The organism is Cryobacterium sp. Y11, assembly GCF_002929535.1.
GTDB lineage: Bacteria > Actinomycetota > Actinomycetes > Actinomycetales > Microbacteriaceae > Cryobacterium.
This window is the reverse complement of the sequence record NZ_PJJO01000059.1, coordinates 283,874-299,939: the sequence shown is the minus strand read 5'-3', so window position 1 is coordinate 299,939 and position 16,066 is coordinate 283,874. Positions and strand designations below refer to the sequence as shown.

10 protein-coding genes are annotated in these 16,066 nt (G+C 65.6%); 4 read left to right on the top strand and 6 right to left on the bottom strand.

The genetic code is table 11. The annotated features are described in order from the left end of the window. The first annotated feature begins 565 nt into the window (after positions 1-565). Together CXY75_RS14830 and CXY75_RS14825 are read left to right on the top strand one after the other, a co-directional pair. Positions 566-1,816 carry a low temperature requirement protein A gene (locus CXY75_RS14830; RefSeq protein WP_104083568.1) on the top strand — a complete coding sequence of 417 codons (1,251 nt, stop codon included), beginning with the start codon at positions 566-568 and terminating at the stop codon, positions 1,814-1,816. A 184-nt stretch (positions 1,817-2,000) separates the two neighbouring features. Next, positions 2,001-2,387, top strand: a complete 387-nt coding sequence (locus CXY75_RS14825; RefSeq protein ID WP_233201933.1) for an ATP-dependent DNA ligase — start codon at positions 2,001-2,003, stop codon at positions 2,385-2,387. A 39-nt stretch (positions 2,388-2,426) separates the two neighbouring features. Here CXY75_RS14825 and CXY75_RS14820 read toward each other — a convergent pair whose 3' ends face one another. The 5 genes from CXY75_RS14820 to CXY75_RS14795 form a co-directional block, all read right to left on the bottom strand. Further along, positions 2,427-4,334, bottom strand: a complete 1,908-nt coding sequence (locus CXY75_RS14820; protein ID WP_104083567.1) for an O-antigen ligase family protein — start codon at positions 4,332-4,334, stop codon at positions 2,427-2,429. 1,710 nt (positions 4,335-6,044) lie between these two features. Continuing rightward, positions 6,045-8,102 carry a phenylacetic acid degradation bifunctional protein PaaZ gene (paaZ, locus tag CXY75_RS14810; RefSeq protein WP_104083603.1) on the bottom strand — a complete coding sequence of 686 codons (2,058 nt, stop codon included), beginning with the start codon at positions 8,100-8,102 and terminating at the stop codon, positions 6,045-6,047. An 89-nt stretch (positions 8,103-8,191) separates the two neighbouring features. Further along, complete coding sequence (locus CXY75_RS14805) at positions 8,192-9,085, bottom strand: 3-hydroxyacyl-CoA dehydrogenase family protein (protein ID WP_104083565.1); 894 nt, start codon at positions 9,083-9,085, stop codon at positions 8,192-8,194. Positions 9,086-9,130: 45 nt separating this feature from the next. Beyond that, positions 9,131-10,315, bottom strand: coding sequence for a thiolase family protein (locus CXY75_RS14800; RefSeq protein ID WP_104083564.1), 1,185 nt, complete (start codon positions 10,313-10,315; stop codon positions 9,131-9,133). Between the two features lie 159 nt (positions 10,316-10,474). Next, entirely contained in the window at positions 10,475-12,712 is a 2,238-nt protein-coding gene (locus tag CXY75_RS14795; RefSeq protein ID WP_104083563.1) for a DEAD/DEAH box helicase, read from the bottom strand. A 259-nt stretch (positions 12,713-12,971) separates the two neighbouring features. Here CXY75_RS14795 and CXY75_RS14790 point away from each other — a divergent pair, with 259 nt between their 5' ends. Both CXY75_RS14790 and CXY75_RS14785 read left to right on the top strand, forming a co-directional pair. Further along, positions 12,972-13,457: a GNAT family N-acetyltransferase gene (locus CXY75_RS14790; RefSeq protein ID WP_104083562.1), complete on the top strand. Its 486-nt coding sequence runs from the start codon at positions 12,972-12,974 to the stop codon at positions 13,455-13,457. Positions 13,458-13,647: 190 nt separating this feature from the next. Next, positions 13,648-14,886, top strand: coding sequence for an alpha/beta hydrolase (locus CXY75_RS14785; RefSeq protein ID WP_104083561.1), 1,239 nt, complete (start codon positions 13,648-13,650; stop codon positions 14,884-14,886). Between the two features lie 240 nt (positions 14,887-15,126). Here CXY75_RS14785 and CXY75_RS14780 read toward each other — a convergent pair whose 3' ends face one another. Further along, complete coding sequence (locus CXY75_RS14780) at positions 15,127-15,900, bottom strand: IclR family transcriptional regulator (protein WP_104083560.1); 774 nt, start codon at positions 15,898-15,900, stop codon at positions 15,127-15,129. Positions 15,901-16,066 lie beyond the last annotated feature (166 nt).

Sequence of the window (16,066 nt, the reverse complement as noted above, 5' to 3'; positions counted from 1 at the left end):
CGCACCTTTGGGGTACGTATAGATACATTACGGTCAGAACAACCACCCGTCAAAACGCCCCCCACCCGGGCGTGTCGCCAACCAGCACCCACTCACCACACGACCACACAACGAGAGACCGGGTCGCGCCGATCCTATGGCGATCTCGACAAGCTCGATCAACGGAGTGGGAGCGTTGCAGAGACCGGGTCGCGCCGATCCTATGGCGATCTCGACAAGCTCGATCAACGGAGTGGGAGCGTTGCAGAGACCGGGTCGCGCCGGTCGTATGGCGACCTCGACACCTTCGATCAGAGGAATGGGCCGACCCACCGACCAGGTCGCGCCGGTCGTATGACGATGTCGACACGCTCGATCGGCGGGATGGGGGTTCCTCAGACGGGGTCGCGCTCGACACTTCCTCCGGACCTACCTGGGGAAAGCGAGCTCACGATAGATCATGGTCCCCGTTTCCGGGTCCGGAGACGGGATGGGATGGAGTGAGGTTAGGGGGTGAAAGAGCGGGGAAGGAGCGGGGTCGGGAAATGGCACTGCGAATGTCGGGGGTGCGGAGGAGACTGGGGACGTGAGCGAATCTGGGAACGCAACGCAGCAGCATCCATTTGAGCATCGTGCGTGGTTATTGCGCTTAGGGTTTCGGCGGAGCCTGTTACGGCCGGCGGATTCCGATCGCAGCGACCGGGTCACCTACATCGAGTTGTTCTTCGACCTCATCTTCGTCTTTGCCCTGACTCAGCTGTCACGCTTTCTCTATGCCAATCAATCCTGGGTCGGTGCCTTCGAGTCGATTATTCTGGTACTCGCGCTGTGGTGGCTGTGGGTATACACGACCTGGGTGACCAATTGGCTCGACCCGGCCAGGCTGCCGGTACGCGGCGTTGTTATTGGGCTGTCTCTCGTCGGCCTCGTGATCAGTACCTCCATCTACGATTCGTTCGGCGACCAGGGACTGATCTTGGCAATCGCGTATGTTGTGCTGCAGCTGGGACGCACGGTCTTTATGGTGCTCGCCCTCGCTCGGCATGATCCGGCCCTGCACGCAACCTTTCTGCGCATTCTGTTGTGGCTCTGCGTCGCGAGCGTGTTCTGGATAGTCGGGGCCCTCCTGCCGCTGTCGGCGCGGCTACCGGCCTGGCTGATCGCCTTGGTAATTGAGTACGGTTCGGCCAGCCTCGGATTTCGCATCCCGGGCCTGAAAGCGCCGGGGGTCGATGAGTGGGATGTCTCCGGGCCGCACATTGCGGAGCGCAGCGCCCTGTTCGTCATCATCGCCGTCGGTGAGTCCTTTTTGGTGACGGGGTTTGCATTCGTCGACCAGGAGGCATCCGCTTGGGGGATCGCCGGTTTGTTTCTCGCCTTTGTGAACGGTGTGGCGATGTGGTGGCTGTATTTCGATCACGGGGAGCGGGCTGGGAGTAAAGCGATCGCGGCATCGGACACGCCGGGCCGCATTGCTCGGCTGGCGTATACCTACGTGCACGCGATTATTATCGCGGGAATCGTGCTGACCTCGGTCGCCGACAAGTCGGTTCTCGAGCATCCGGAGGACGCCATGACGCTTCCGGTGGCCGTGATCATTGTCGGCGGGCCGCTGTTCTACCTCGTCGGATTGCTGCTATTTCGCTGGATCGTCACGCGTACCGTGCTCGTATCGCACATCGTGGGGATCGGGCTGCTTGCTCTAGCGGGTGCAGCTTCCGCGTTACTGACTCCACTCGCACTCGGCGCGGCCACCTCGGTCGTTCTCATAATCGTCGCAGCGTGGGAGACAATTTCGCGGGTTCGAGCGGGAACCACGGATGCAGAAGCTGGCTAAACGGATGCCGGCCCACCACACGAGCGCTGGCCTAGTTTTGGGGGTTTTTGAGCCGGGAATGACCTACGGGGAACCGCTACAGTGGCGGCTGGGGCAAGCAGGGCCGTTGGACACTAGTGCCGGGACCGGCTCCTTCGAGATACTGAAGTAAGCGATACCGTTCGAATCGATTAGAAAGGCAATCATGGGTTCTCTGACGTATGACCGCGTTATCGTGGAGATTGATGACCGTACCCTCGCGCACCTTCAGCTCGTGATCGTTCAGAAACTTCGCCGGGGCGAGAGTTTTCTTTTGTCCTGGCAAGATTCGGCCGAGGCCGGATCCGGGCGCAGCTCGATCTGGCTGAATCCGGCCATTCCGTTGTACTTCAAGTACTCCGGTGGCCACGCCGCCACGCTGAACCGTCAGTGGATCGAAGACCTCAGCCGTTCCGCCAATAGCGCCCAGGGGCTCGTCATTATCGGCGAGGCCGCTTCGCTGCCCGAACCACCACTGACCCCGCGCCCGAAGACCACGATTACCGCCCGATCGAGCGATCGCATCGAACGCGTTCTGGTGAAATCGGTATAACTGTCGGCCCAGCTACGGTCAACTCGACCAGAGCCGGAATCAGTCCGTCCTCAGAATTTCCTGCAGTTGCACGGCAGTGTCGTTTCGTGGGTCTAGTTTGAGCGCCCGAAGCACTTCACGATTGGCTCCAACACTGTCGCCATTCGTGTAGAGCACGATGGCGTTCTGCACGGCGATTGCAGCATCGTTAGGCGCCAATTCGACCAGCGCGGCGAGCGTCGTCGCGGCACCGGGTGCGTCCCCGTTGGCAAACTGCCCGACGGCAAGCGCACGTTCGGTGCTCACCGTGTCGCCCAGTGCGGCTCGCGACCGCTCAGCCCAGTCGACTGCCAGCGCGGCAGCTCCGGGAACACGAGCATCTGCCGCAGCAGCAAACGATTGGGCTGCGATGCCCGCTAGGTCGGCGTCCCAGGGCCGAATGGCGTACGCGGCGTCAAAAGCCCTCTCGGCCGCTGCGATCTCTCCACGGGCTGCGTTCGCAACGCCTGCAGCGAGGGGAAACTCAGCACTGACTAGAACCATCAACCAGATTGACCAGACGCCCAGGAAAATTGTGCGGCCCGTTGTAGCGGCGACACGATGCGAGCGCGATCGAAGTCGATGCCGGAACCCGCCTTCCGGCGCATGAGCCACGAGCACTCCCAGCAAAAGAGCGGCAACGATGGTGGTTGACGGGGCCGTGAAGTGCGTAAAAAGAGCAACGCCGAACCCGACGAGAGCGGCGAGGGCACCGGCGAGAATGTCGCGGCGGGCGGCATCCGCTTGCAGGGAAGCAGCGGCCACGCGCCCAGTGGCGGCCGGCACCACTAGGTGCCTCCACGAGCGAACACCCAACGCGGTGGCGATGGCGAGAAGGCCTACGACCACGACCAGAAGCGGAATTCCGCCGGCCAGAAGCACTTGCAAGACCCAGTTGTGCGGGGAATCCAGCACCGACTCGCTCGTGGAGTTGCGGGCGTTGGCGTTGAGGAATCCACTGACTCCGACACCAAGCGGATGCTCAACCAGCACGGCGGCGGCGTCACGCCAGAACGTGAATCGGCCCTCGAGGGACTGCGTTGACAACGGGCTCGTACCAAGCAGACGGCTGCGGGTGAACGGCACAGCCAGCGCACCGCCGACGAGGACGACGCCGGCGAGAGCCGCGAGCCCCACCAGGCGGAGTCGTTGCGGGCCTGTTGACCGCACGATTTCGAGGATCAGGAGAATGCCAAGCACCGTCGCGGCGCCGAGCAAACCAGCGCGCGATGCGCTCACGATGACGGTGGCGGTGGCCAGCAGCAGTGCGGCGCTCAGCCACACTCGCTCGGCAACCGCTGCCGATCGCGGCCTGGCGAAGGCTCGGAGAACGGGAAGAATGAGCATCGCGCAGAACAGGGCGCCGAGCACGCCCTGATCGGTCGCGTTTCCGGTGAGGGAACCCGGCCTCGCCAGGTCCGTTGCGATGGGCCGGGCGCCGAATGCTTCGAGCAGCGAGACGAGGCCCAGGACAATGGCAGCCGCCGCGATGGCTCGCACGAGCGTTCGCACTGTGTCCGCCGGAGCGGCTGGTCCGAGCAGGCGCGCGCCCGCCCACACCGCACCGAGGTAGACCGGCAGGGTGACGAGGCCCTCGTAGCGTGGCCAGCGTCCCATGAGTTGCACGCCGGGAGCCGCCGAAATGAGCACGCTCACCAGGGCAATGGCGAGGGCAGCGGATGCCGCGGCCACAAACCAGCGCGGCAGCCGACCGCGGGCCACCGCGAGGGAGGCCAGGACGACGGCACAGGCCGCGAGGGCGTCCTTCGGCAGGAACCAGCGTACGAAGGCGTCGGGCAGAAAGAAGATCGAGGAGGCAACGAGTAGCCAGAGGGCTACGGTGGCGGCACGGAGCCGGGCCGGCGGCACCGGGACGGGTCTCGGCGTGGTGCGCTGCGGCATCCGCTTGGTGGGGACCGTTCTGGACATCACGAAGCGGCCCTCGACGGGAAAATCGTCGAAGGCCGCTGGTTAGTGCAGGTGCGTGAGACTATTTCAGCGCCGAGGCGGTGCGGCGACGCGCGGTGACGGTGAGCGCCAGGCCACCGAGCACCATGAGAGCCAGTGCGAGCCAGCCCGACGAGATGTCGGCGCCGGTCGAGGCCAAGGCTGCGGTTGTCGTGACGACCAGTTCTGCTGACGTGTACGAGACACCGGCTTCGTCAACCAAGACGACGTGGTGGGTGCCAGTTGGGAGGCCTGACGGCATGGCGAAACTGCCGCTGATGCTGCCCTGGGCATTTGCGGTGAGGGTTCCGAGGAGTATTGGCGTGGAGTGCAGCCAGATGTCAACGACCTCAAACGGTGCGAAGCCCTCGCCGGTGATGGGGATGCTGGCTCCCACAACAAGGGTTGCGGCCGGCGTGGTGACGCGGTCGCTCTTGGCTCCGACGACGGAGGCGGGGGTCGGGCCGCNCGTGGTGACGCGGTCGCTCTTGGCTCCGACGACGGAGGCGGGGGTCGGGCCGCCGGTCACAGCGGGCTCGGTGGCTGGCGCTGTCGTCGGGGTTGGCGTGGCGGTCGCCGTCGGGGTCGGTGTGGCGCTCGGCGTCGGGGTCGGTGTGGCGCTCGGCGTCGGGGTCGGCGCGGTGACCGTGACAACTTCCGTGCTCACTCTGGCTTCGGTACCCGCGTAGCCAAACTTCCAACCCCAGACGCTCAGGCTTATTGTGTGGCCGACATCGTCGGCGGTCACCACATAGTCCACGTTGCGATCAAAAATTTGCACGTCATCCCGCAGCCATGCGTAGTAAAGTTCAACTTCACCTGGCCCCCACACACCCGGGTTCGCTACCAAGGTTGAACCAACCACGGCAGATCCGACGATCGTCAATTCGCCCGCAATGACTGGGTCCATTGCATGAAGGGTCGCATCGATGCCGGTAACGTCTTCATCGGCCGCGAGATCAATTCGGGTCGAGTCGTCGACAGTAGGCGCATCGTTCCAATATTGGTTTGCATAGGCAAAGCCAGAAGCGGTGTCGTAGTGGGAGAACGAAACGGCATAGCTCCCAGATTCAAGCCCCTGCAGCGAGTAGTTTCCATCAGAATCTGATAACGCCATCTTGACCGGAAGCGCAGAGTTGCTATAGGCGTAAACATAGGCGCCGGCGATTGCAACGTCATCGGATGAATCGACGGTTCTACGATCACCTGTCACTGAGCCCGAGATGGTGGCCGTCGCAAACGGGGTCGAACCGATGGTCGGCATCTGCGTCTCGACAACCGAAGTCGTCTCGACAACCGAGGTCGTCTCGACAACCGAAGTCGTCTCGACAACCGAAATTGTCTCGGAGTTCGTATCCTGCTCAACCGCGGTGGCCGGAGCGGCCGCGACTGCTCCGAAGGTTAGGACGGCCGCGACGGTGAGAGCGAGCGCGAAGCTGCGTTCCCGGATGCGGGTGAAGAAGTTCCCCATGATGACCTTTGATCTGGTGCGAGCGTCGGCCATAAGTGCATGTCCCAACGCGCGGAGCGGTGCCCCATGTGTTGAGCCTATGTGATGCAACATACAGCCCACGCCCGTTTCGACAAACCCCAGTACCCAATTTTGAGCACGGCTCGGTCAGTCGTCTGCGCGCAGCTTGCGAAAGCGGGCCCGCACAAGCTGCGCGGGCCCACCGTTGAAGCTGGTGAAACCTAGTGCTTGGCAACCAGGGTGAGCACGTCGTAGGACGCAACGAGCTCATTATTCTGGTTGGTCAGCACGGCATCCCAGCGCACCTCTCCGTAGTCGTCGGTCTCCCGCGGGGTGATCTGCTTCGCAGTGAGCGCGACGCGAATGCTGTCGCCGGGCGAGACCGGCGTGACGAAACGCAGGTTCTCGAGGCCCGAGTTGGCCAGCACCGGCCCGGGTGCCGGGTCGACGAACAGTCCGGCGGCCCAGGAGACGAGTAGGTAACCGTGCGCCACCCGGCCAGGGAAGAACGGATTCGCGGCGGCGGCTTCTTCGTCCATATGGGCGTAAAAGGTGTCGCCGGTGAACTGGGCGAAGGTCTCGATGTCCGCAAGGTTCACCGTGCGCGAATCGGAAACGATCTGGTCGCCGATCACAAGTTCGGCCAGGCTCTTTCTAAACGGATGCGTGCCGCCGGCCTTCGCACACGCGCCCTGGTGCCAGATTCCGGTAATGGCCGTGAGCATCTCGGGCGACCCCTGGATGGCGGTGCGCTGCATGTGGTGCAGCACAGCGCGGATTCCGCCGAGTTCTTCGCCGCCGCCGGCCCGGCCGGGGCCGCCGTGCACGAGCTGCGGCACCGGTGAGCCATGCCCGGTCGAGGTGCGTGCGTCGTCGCGGTCGAGCACGAGCACGCGGCCGTTGAAGGCTGAGATTCCGGTCATCAGGGCTACGGCAATTTCTGGGTCGTGGGTGGCGATGCTGGTGACGAGCGAGCCCCCGCCCAGGCGAACGAGGGCAATGGCCTCGTCGAGCGTGTCGTAGCCGAGCACACTGGAGACCGGACCAAACGCTTCGACCTCGTGCACTTCGGCGACGGAGACGTCGTCAAAGCGCAGCAGCAGCGGCTCGATAAAGGCACCATCGGGGGCGAGCGCGGTCGTGCCATCTGCGTGAAGAACGGCGGGGGCATCCGTTTTACCGACGACGAGGTTGCCGCCAGCGGCTTGCAGCCGGGCCACCTGCTTGAGCACCTCAAGGCGCTGCCCGATGGAGGCCAGGGGGCCCATGGTTACGCCCTCGGCCCGCGGGTCACCGAGCACGATGCGCTCACTTATTCGGGCCTGCACGGCGGCGACGACGTCATCCATCGCCGTGCGCGGCACGATGACGCGGCGGATGGCGGTGCACTTCTGGCCGGCCTTGCCCGTCATTTCGGTGACGACCTGCTTGACGAAAGCATCGAATTCGCCAGTGCCGGCGACGGCATCCGTTCCCAGAACGGATGCGTTGATCGAGTCGGTCTCGTTCGTGAAGCGCACTCCCCCGGTCTGCACGGAGGCGCTCGCACGCAGTTTCTCAGCGGTCGAGGCCGAGCCGGTGAAGGCAACGAGGTCGCCGAGACGCACGTCATCGAACAGGGTAGGAACGCTGCCGGAGACGAGCTGCAGCGAACCCTCCGGGAGCAGGCCGGAGTCGGTGAGGATGCGGACGAAGGCCTCGGTGAGGTAACCCGAGGGGGTCGCGGGCTTGACCAGGGTGGGCACGCCGGCTAGGAAGGCAGGCGCGAACTTCTCTAGGGCGCCCCAGACCGGAAAGTTGAAGGCGTTGATCTGCACGGCCACGCCGGGCAGGCGCGAGTAGATGTGGCGGGCGATGAAGGAGCCGTCTTTCGAGAGCGGCTCGACCGGTCCGTCGACGTAGACGCGGGCGTTGGGCAGTTCGCGGCGGCCCTTGGAGGAATAGCTGAAGAGCACGCCGATTCCGCCATCGATGTCGACCCAGGAATCGGCCTTGGTGGCGCCGGTGCGGCTCGACAGCGCGTAGAGCTCTGGTTTGCGGTCGGTCAGCAGCAGCGCCATCTGCTTCAGGAGTACGGCTCGCTGGTGAAAGGTGAGCTCGCCGAGGGATTTCTGGCCGACCGTGCGCGCGTAGTCGAGGGCCGCGGCGAGGTCGAGCCCGTGGGTGCTGACGCGGGTGACGATTTCGCCGGTCGAGGCGTCACAGACGTCGGTGCCGGTTGCAGAGTCGGATGGGGTCCACCAGGAGCCTTGGATGTAGCTGGGCAGGATGGTCGTCATCGGGGTCTCCTTGGCGGTGGGTGCGTTTTCGAGAATGGGGTGCGTTGTCGGGATGGCGGTCCGCACCTGGCGCGTTGCGGGGACGGGCATCAGGCCTCGTCCCAGCGGTAGAAGCCCTGGCCGGACTTGCGGCCGAGCTTGCCCTCGGCGACAAGCCTTCGCAACAGCGCGGGCGGTTCGAAACGGGCGCCGAGCTGCTTATGCAGGTATTCGGCGATGCCGAGCCGCACGTCGAGCCCGACCAGGTCGGTCAGCTTCAGCGGCCCGACCGGGTGCTTGTAGCCGAGCATCATGGCGGCGTCGATATCCGAGGCACTCGCGACGCCCTCCTCGAGCATGCGGATGGCCTCGAGTCCGAGGGCGACACCGAGCCGGGAGGAGGCGAACCCAGGGGCATCGCTGACGGTGATCGGGGTCTTGCCGAGCGCGGAAACCCAGCTCTGCGCATCCGCTACCAATTCGGCCGACGTGGCGCTGCCGGTGACCAGCTCAACCAGGCTCGAGGCTGGCACCGGGTTGAAGAAGTGCAGGCCCAGAAACCGGGCCGGACGCTTCAGCTCAGAGGCGAGATCGTCGATGGAGATCGACGAGGTATTGCTCGCGAGCGCGGCGTCGTCCGAAATCTGCGCCTCGACCTTCTGCAGAGCATCGACCTTGAGCACGCGCACCTCGGGAACGGCCTCGACCACGAGCTCGCGGTCGCTGAAGAGTTCAAAGTCAGCGCCGACGTCGAGGCGGGAGCCGAGTTCGAGACGAGTTTCACCCGTGGCACCGCGGCTGACGCTCGCGTCGACGGCGCGCAGCACCCGATCGCGCGCAGCACCCGCTTCGGTGTCGTTGCGTTCAACCAAGGCCACGTGGGCTCCGGCCAGCAGGAAGGCGTGGGCAATGCCAGCGCCCATGCGGCCACCGCCGAGCACGCCGACCCGGTCAGGCACGCCGGATTCACCGCGGTCACCGAGTTCCAGTTCAGAAATAGACATCAGATTTTCTCCACAGTGACGATTCGGCGGGCGTGGCTCTCGACATTAGACCCGCTCCAGAATGAGAGCAGAGCCTTGGCCGACACCGACGCACATCGTGGCGAGGCCGTGCTGGGTGCTTTCTCGTTCCATGCGGGCGAGCAGCGTGACGACGAGGCGAGCTCCGCTCGATCCCAGTGGGTGCCCGAGGGCGATCGCTCCGCCGTCGCGATTGACGATTTCCTCGTCGAGGCCGAGGCGACGGATACACGCGATGGATTGGGTGGCGAAGGCCTCGTTGAGCTCGATCGCGCCGAGGTCGGCGACGCTCAGGCCACTGCGGTCGAGGGCGCGCTGGGTGGCAGCGACGGGGCCGAGCCCCATGATCTCCGGGGCCAGGCCGACACTCGCGCCGACCACAATGCGGGCACGCGGCGTGAGACCGTATTTTTTCACGGCCTCGCCGCTTGCCACGAGAATCGCCGAGGCGCCATCGTTGAGCGAGCTCGCATTGCCGGCCGTGACGACGGAGCCGCCGGCTACGATCGGGCGCAGGGCGGCGAGGCCCTCGAGGGTGGTGTCGCGGCGCAGGCCTTCGTCGACAAGCACCTCGCCCTTCTTGGTGGGCACGCCGACGATTTCATCGACGAAGTGGCCAGCATCGATGGCGGCGGCGGCGCGCTGGTGGCTGCGGAGGGCAAAGGCATCCGCAGCTAAACGTGTAATGCCATCGAGCCGGGCGACCTCCTCGGCCGTCTCCGACATGGAGAAGGTGGCTTTGTCGCGGGCTGCAAGTTTGGAGTTCACGAAGCGCCAGCCGATCGAGGTGTCGAACTGGGCTCCGGGCTTGGCCCAGGGGCGCTCAGGTTTGGCCTGCACCCAGGGGGCGCGGGTCATCGATTCGACGCCACCGGCAATCATCAGGTCGGCGTCGCCAGCGCGAATGGCCTGCGCGGCCATGGTGATGGCGGACATCCCGGAGGCGCACAACCGGTTGACCGTGATGCCCGGCACGTGGTCTGGCAGTCCGGCGAGGAGTCCAGCCATCCGGGCGACGTTGCGGTTGTCTTCTCCCGCCTGGGTAGCGGCGCCGAAAATGATCTCCTCGATCAGGCCAGGGTCGATACCGGCGCGGCGCACGGCCTCGCCGACCACGAGTGCGGCGAGGTCGTCGGGGCGAACTGTGGCCAGCGCTCCGCCGTATCGTCCTACGGGGGTGCGTGCTCCACCAACGAGGTAGGCCTCAGCCATGTTCTCTCCTGACGACAATGTCTGTATGAACGAGAAATAAGTTACCGACCGTTCGGAAAGTAATTCTGGCAGATGCTGGCCGGTTCACACAACCCGCGTGGCATGCAGAAGGGGCACTCGCCGGATGGCGGGTGCCCCTTCTGCTAATAAGAACGGATGCTAGATGTTGGCGAGTTCGCGCACAGCCGCGTCACCGGGAGTGGCTGAGGTGTAGCTCGCGTCGATCTCGGCCCGGTCGAGTAGCTCGTCCATGCGGCGCTTGCGCTGCTTGGGGATGAGCGTCACGACGGTTCCGGTCTTGCCAGCGCGACCGGTACGGCCGGCGCGGTGCAAGTACGTCTTGTACTCGTCGGGGGCGTCGGCCTGGATCACCAGGTCGATGTCGTCGACGTGGATTCCGCGAGCGGCGACATCCGTTGCGACAAGTACGTTGACCCGGCCGCTCGTGAGCATCTGCAGGTTGCGGGTACGGCGAGCCTGGTTGAGGTCACCGTGCAGGCTGGTGGCCTTGACTCCGGCGTCTTCGAGTTGTTCGGCGAGCTGCTCAGCGTAGGCACGGGTGCGGCTGAAGATGAGCGTCTTGCCCTCGCGGTTGACGAGCTCTTCAATGATGCGGCCCTTGTCGCGGTGCTCGATGACGAGCACGCGGTGGTCGATCGTGGAGGAGGCCTGGTCTTCACCGGCAACCTCGTGCACGGCCGGGTTGGTCAAGAATTCCTTGACCAGCGAGGCAACACCCTTGTCGAGCGTGGCGGAGAAGAGCAGCTTCTGGCCGCCGGCCTTAGTCTGGCGCAGGATGCGCTGAACCGGCTCGAGGAACCCGAGGTCGCACATGTAGTCGGCCTCGTCCAGCACGGTCACGACGACCTCGGACAGGTCGAGACGCCCCTGGTCGATGAGGTCTTCGATGCGGCCAGCGGTGCCGATGATGATGTCCACGCCGCGCTGGAGGGCGCTGACCTGGCGGTACTGCGGAACTCCGCCGTAGATCTGGGTGGTGAAGAGTCCAACACTGCGGGCAATGGGCTGCACTGTGCGGTCGATCTGCAGCGCGAGCTCACGGGTCGGGGCCAAGATGAGCGCGCGAGGCTTGCGGGCCATCTTGCGGTCCTTGGCGCCGTTGTTCTCCATCAGCTTCTCTACCAGGGGTGCACCGAAGGCGATCGTCTTGCCGGAACCGGTTTTGCCGCGGCCGAGCACGTCGCGCCCAGCGAGCACGTCGGGGATGGTGGCAGCCTGGATCGGGAACGGGCTCGGAGCGCCAAGGGCGGCGAGCTCGCGCACGATGTTCTCGCCGAGGCCCAGGTCGCCGAAGGTTACGCCGACAACGTCGGATGCCGTCGTTGCAATGGCTTCGAGACGCTCGAGTACGACGTCTTCGCCGCCGGCGAAGGTGGGCTTGACGCCGTCTTCGCTGCGCTTCGGGTAGAACTTGCTGTCGCCATCGCTCGGACGGTCGTTACCGAAATCGCGACGGGGCGGGCGGTCATCGTTCGAGCGACGCGGGGCGCGGTCGTCGAAGCTGCGCGGGGCGCGGTCTCCGTAGGAGGGGCGCTCGGTGCGGGCCGGACGATCACCATAGGACGGGCGCTCAGTGCGGGCCGGACGGTCGTTGTTGTAGGCCGGACGGTCGGTACGCGGAGCGCGGTCGCCGTAGGACGGACGCTCCGTGCGGGGAGCGCTGTTGCGGTCACCGTAGGAGGGGCGGTCGTTGTTGTAGGCCGGACGATCGGTACGCGGAGCGCGGTCGCCGTAGGACGGACGCTCCGCGCGGGGAGCACTATTGCGGTCTCCATAGGAGGGCCGGTCGGTGCGGGCCGGGCGATCGTTGTTGTAAGCGGGGCGGTCGGTACGCGGAGCGCGGTCGCCATACGACGGACGCTCCGTGCGGGGAGCACTATTGCGGTCACCGTAGGAGGGCCGGTCGTTGTTGTAGGCCGGACGATCCGTGCGAGGCGCACGGTCACCGTACGACGGACGCTCCGTGCGAGGCGCACTGTTACGGTCACCGTATGACGGACGGTCGTTGTTGTAGGACGGGCGATCCGTGCGAGGCGCGCTATTGCGGTCGCCATACGACGGGCGGTCGTTGTTGTACGCTGGGCGCTCGTTGCGCTCGGTGTTGGTGCGGCCGCCGTTTTCGGGACGAACGGAACGCGAGCCGTAGGCCGGGCGTTCGCTCGAGGGGCGCTCGTTCGAACGGGCGGCACGCTCGTCGGCGTTCCAGCGCTGCTTCTTGGGGGCACCCTCGTCAGCGCGGTAGCCGCGGTGTCCGGGGCTCTTGCTGCCCGCGTTGTTCGAACCGCCGTGGCCCGATCCGCCCTTGGAGGCATACTTGGGATCAAAATTCTTACCGCCACGACCAGCGGAAGCGTTATGCGAATTGCCTTGAGGCATAGAGATATTTCTGGGTTGTGTTTAGTACATGGCAGAACAACATCGCACATGCGACGCAACTGAGAACCCGAGCAATCTGTGGTCGGGGCCGTTCACATACAGTGATTTTTCACCAGCGGATTACTGGGAAACCGGCCCAACTTGACTTACAAACCCATCCGCGCACAGCGCGGTGTCAAGAGCCGACTTGTCTACGCTACCGGATGGGCCCTAAAAAGTCACGAAAAGAACGCACATTGCCTCGTTCTATTCTGGTGACATGACCATTTCGATCAGCGTCGAGCCACCACGGCAGACCGATGTCGAGGCCCTGCTAGCAGCCGGCACTGCCTTCGCGCACTCCCTCTATGCAGAGGAGAACAGTTTCCTGCTCAGCACCGACGAGCTCGAACGGGCCGGCGTCACCGTCTACGTAGCGCGAGACGAGCATGGCGCGGCCCGCGGCATGGCGGCCCTGGTGCCGCTCGGTTCCAATGATGATGCCACGGCGGAATTGAAGCGACTGTTTGTGCACGCCGACGCTCGCGGACGCGGCATAGCCGGTCGCCTGCTTGACCGTATCGAAGCGGATGCCGCTGGCCGCGGCATCCGCTCACTCGCGTTGGAAACCGGCCCACTGCAACACGCAGCGATGGCGCTGTATCGTGGGCGCGGCTACGAACAGATTGAGCTGTTCGGCCAGTACGTCGGCGAAGAATTCAGCGTCTGCTTCGCTAAGACCCTGCAGATCACGCCGCCCTGTTAAGCGCGGATCCGCCAGCGTGGCGGTCGCGGCACGTGTTTGAGAAGATGGCACTGGTTTGAACGGGGGTGAGCTTCTCAAACCGGTGCCACGAGACCTCGGCGGGTCAGTTCGCGGACGACGGGCGCGATGCGTGGGTCCGGCCGGATGCGCCTAGTCTCGAACCCAGCAGCTACAACCCGGGGGAACACACGTGACACGTCTTCGACGCCCGGCCCGCGTCGGTCATCGGCGCATCACCCGGGGCACGGCGGCGCTCGTTGCAACGGCCGTGGCAATCGTGGCCACCGCCTTGCTGGCCGGCTTTCGCGTGCATCGCTACGACGTCGCGCCGAACAGCCTCGGAGCACAGGGAAGCGAGCTGATCACCGACGACGTCGTGGGAATTCGCACCTTCGTGCCGGGCGACGGCATCACCGTCACGACCGACGTGGTTTACGGCACGCAGGACGACGGCGCGTTGCTCACCCTCGACGTCTGTTCGCCGATTCCCCCCGACTCATCCGCCCAACCGAGTCCGCCTGAAATAGCGCCTGACAGCACAGTGTTTGACAGCACAGTGGATGCTGCAGACACCGTGGATGCTGCAGACACCGTGGATGCTGCAGACACCGTGGATGCTGCAGACACCGTGCTGCCGGGCTCCGAAACTGGGCCCGCGGCCGGCACCGGGACTGCGGAGGCGGCGGAGCCGCCGGATGCCGCAGCATCCATTAATAAGGACTCACCCACGCTGTCACCGGCCATCGTCTCGGTGCACGGCGGCAGCTGGGCCCGCGGCGACAAGGGCAACAGCGACTGGCGACTGGTTTGCCAGTGGCTGGCGAGCGAGGGTTTCGTGGCGTATTCGGTCAACTACCGTCTGGTTCCGGACGCGACTTTTCCCGCCGCGATCGACGACCTTCAGCTCGCCGTGGAATGGGTTCGCGACATCGACAACGCCAACGCCAACGAATACGGTATCGACCCGAACCGGATCGGTGCCTTCGGCGGATCGGCCGGCGGCAACCTCGTCGCACTTCTCGGCACCAGCGGCTCCGGCGCGCTGTCCGCGGGCTCACGGGTCGCGGCTGTGGCCGAGCTATCCGGTCCAGTCGACCTGCGACCGCCGGCACTCGTCACCGCCGTCGACGGCCTCACCCGTATCACGCGCGAATACCTCGGTTGCGAGAATCTCCACCGGTGCGAGCAGGCGGCTGAGGCCTCGGCGTCGAGCCAGCTCGACCGCAGCGACCCACCGGTGTTCATCGGCACGTCGTCGGACGAGTTCATTCCCATGAGCCAATCGACCTCATTCGCGGCCGAGCTCGATCGCATGGGCATTCGCAACGAGCTTGTGGTCGTGCCAGGGGAGCTGCACTCGATCGGTATCCTCGATGAGGGTATGCGGGCCCGGGTGGCGGCATTTTTGCACGCGGAGCTGGGAGCGTAGCCGGGCGAAGCCAGCGGTGGGCCTGCAGCTCGGGGTGCAGGTGCCTGGATGACGGTTCGCAGCACTCGTTTGAGAAGCGCGCACCGGTTTGAACGAGTGCCAGCTTTCCCAACGAGTGCCGCGAGGCGGGCGCGCCCGGGGCCTGCCGGTCGTGGCACTCGGTAGCGACGGGGCACCCCGACCAACGAGTGCCGCGAGGCGGGCGCGGGCGCCTGAGCGGCGGGCGCCCGCCACTCGGGCTCAGTGCGGGCGACCACCGATGCGGCGCGAGAGTTCGACCGCCGTCGCGGCGACCGACTCGGCGAGCGCCGGCCAGTCCGCCTCGGCATACCGGTCGTGCGCGAACGTCACCGCGATGGCAGCGGCGGGCCAACCGGCGTGGTCGTGCACGGCGAGCGCGACCGAGGCGATGCCGGGCGTGATTTCGCCGTTTTCGGTGGCGTAGCCATCCGTTCGCACTCGATCGAGTACGCCGCGAAGCTCAAGTCTGGTGCGTGGGCCGCGACCGTCGCGCTGCTCAAGCGCACTTTGATTCGGGTAGAGCGCGCGCAATTGGGCGGCGGGGAGCGCGGCGAGCATCGCGCGCCCGCTCGCGGTGAGGTGCGCCGGCAATCGCACCCCAACGTCGGAAACGAGCGATGGACGATGGGGGGCCCGCTCCTCGACCAGGTAGATCACGTCGCGCCCGTGCAACACCACGAGGTGCGCGCTCTCCCCGAGCCGGTCGACGAGCGCAGCCACGAGCGCACGGCCCAGGCGGGAGAGCGGCTGCTGCCGGCTGAATCCGCTACTCAGCTCAAAGGCAGCGATGCCGAGTCCGTAGCGGTGTTCCTCGGGCAGGTGCACGACGAAACCCTGCGCCACGAGCACGTCGAGCAGCTGATACACGGTCGACCGCGGCAGACCGAGCGCGCTCGCCAGCGCAGCGGCGCGCGTCGGCCCGCGCTGGGCCGCCAGGTGGGTCAGCACGCGCAGGGTGCTTTCCGCGGCCGGAACCTTCGCCGCGGTTGCCATGGCGCTCCTCCCATACCGTTGGCCAGCGGATGCGCAGGCTCCGCACCCGGTCAGAGCGGATGCCCGGGTCAGGGCTCCAGACCAAGCTCAATAGAGCAAATGCCCGGTATCCCGGACAGTATCCACTGTATCCGGCTATCGCCCGGTGCGGCCCGGGTGTGCAATC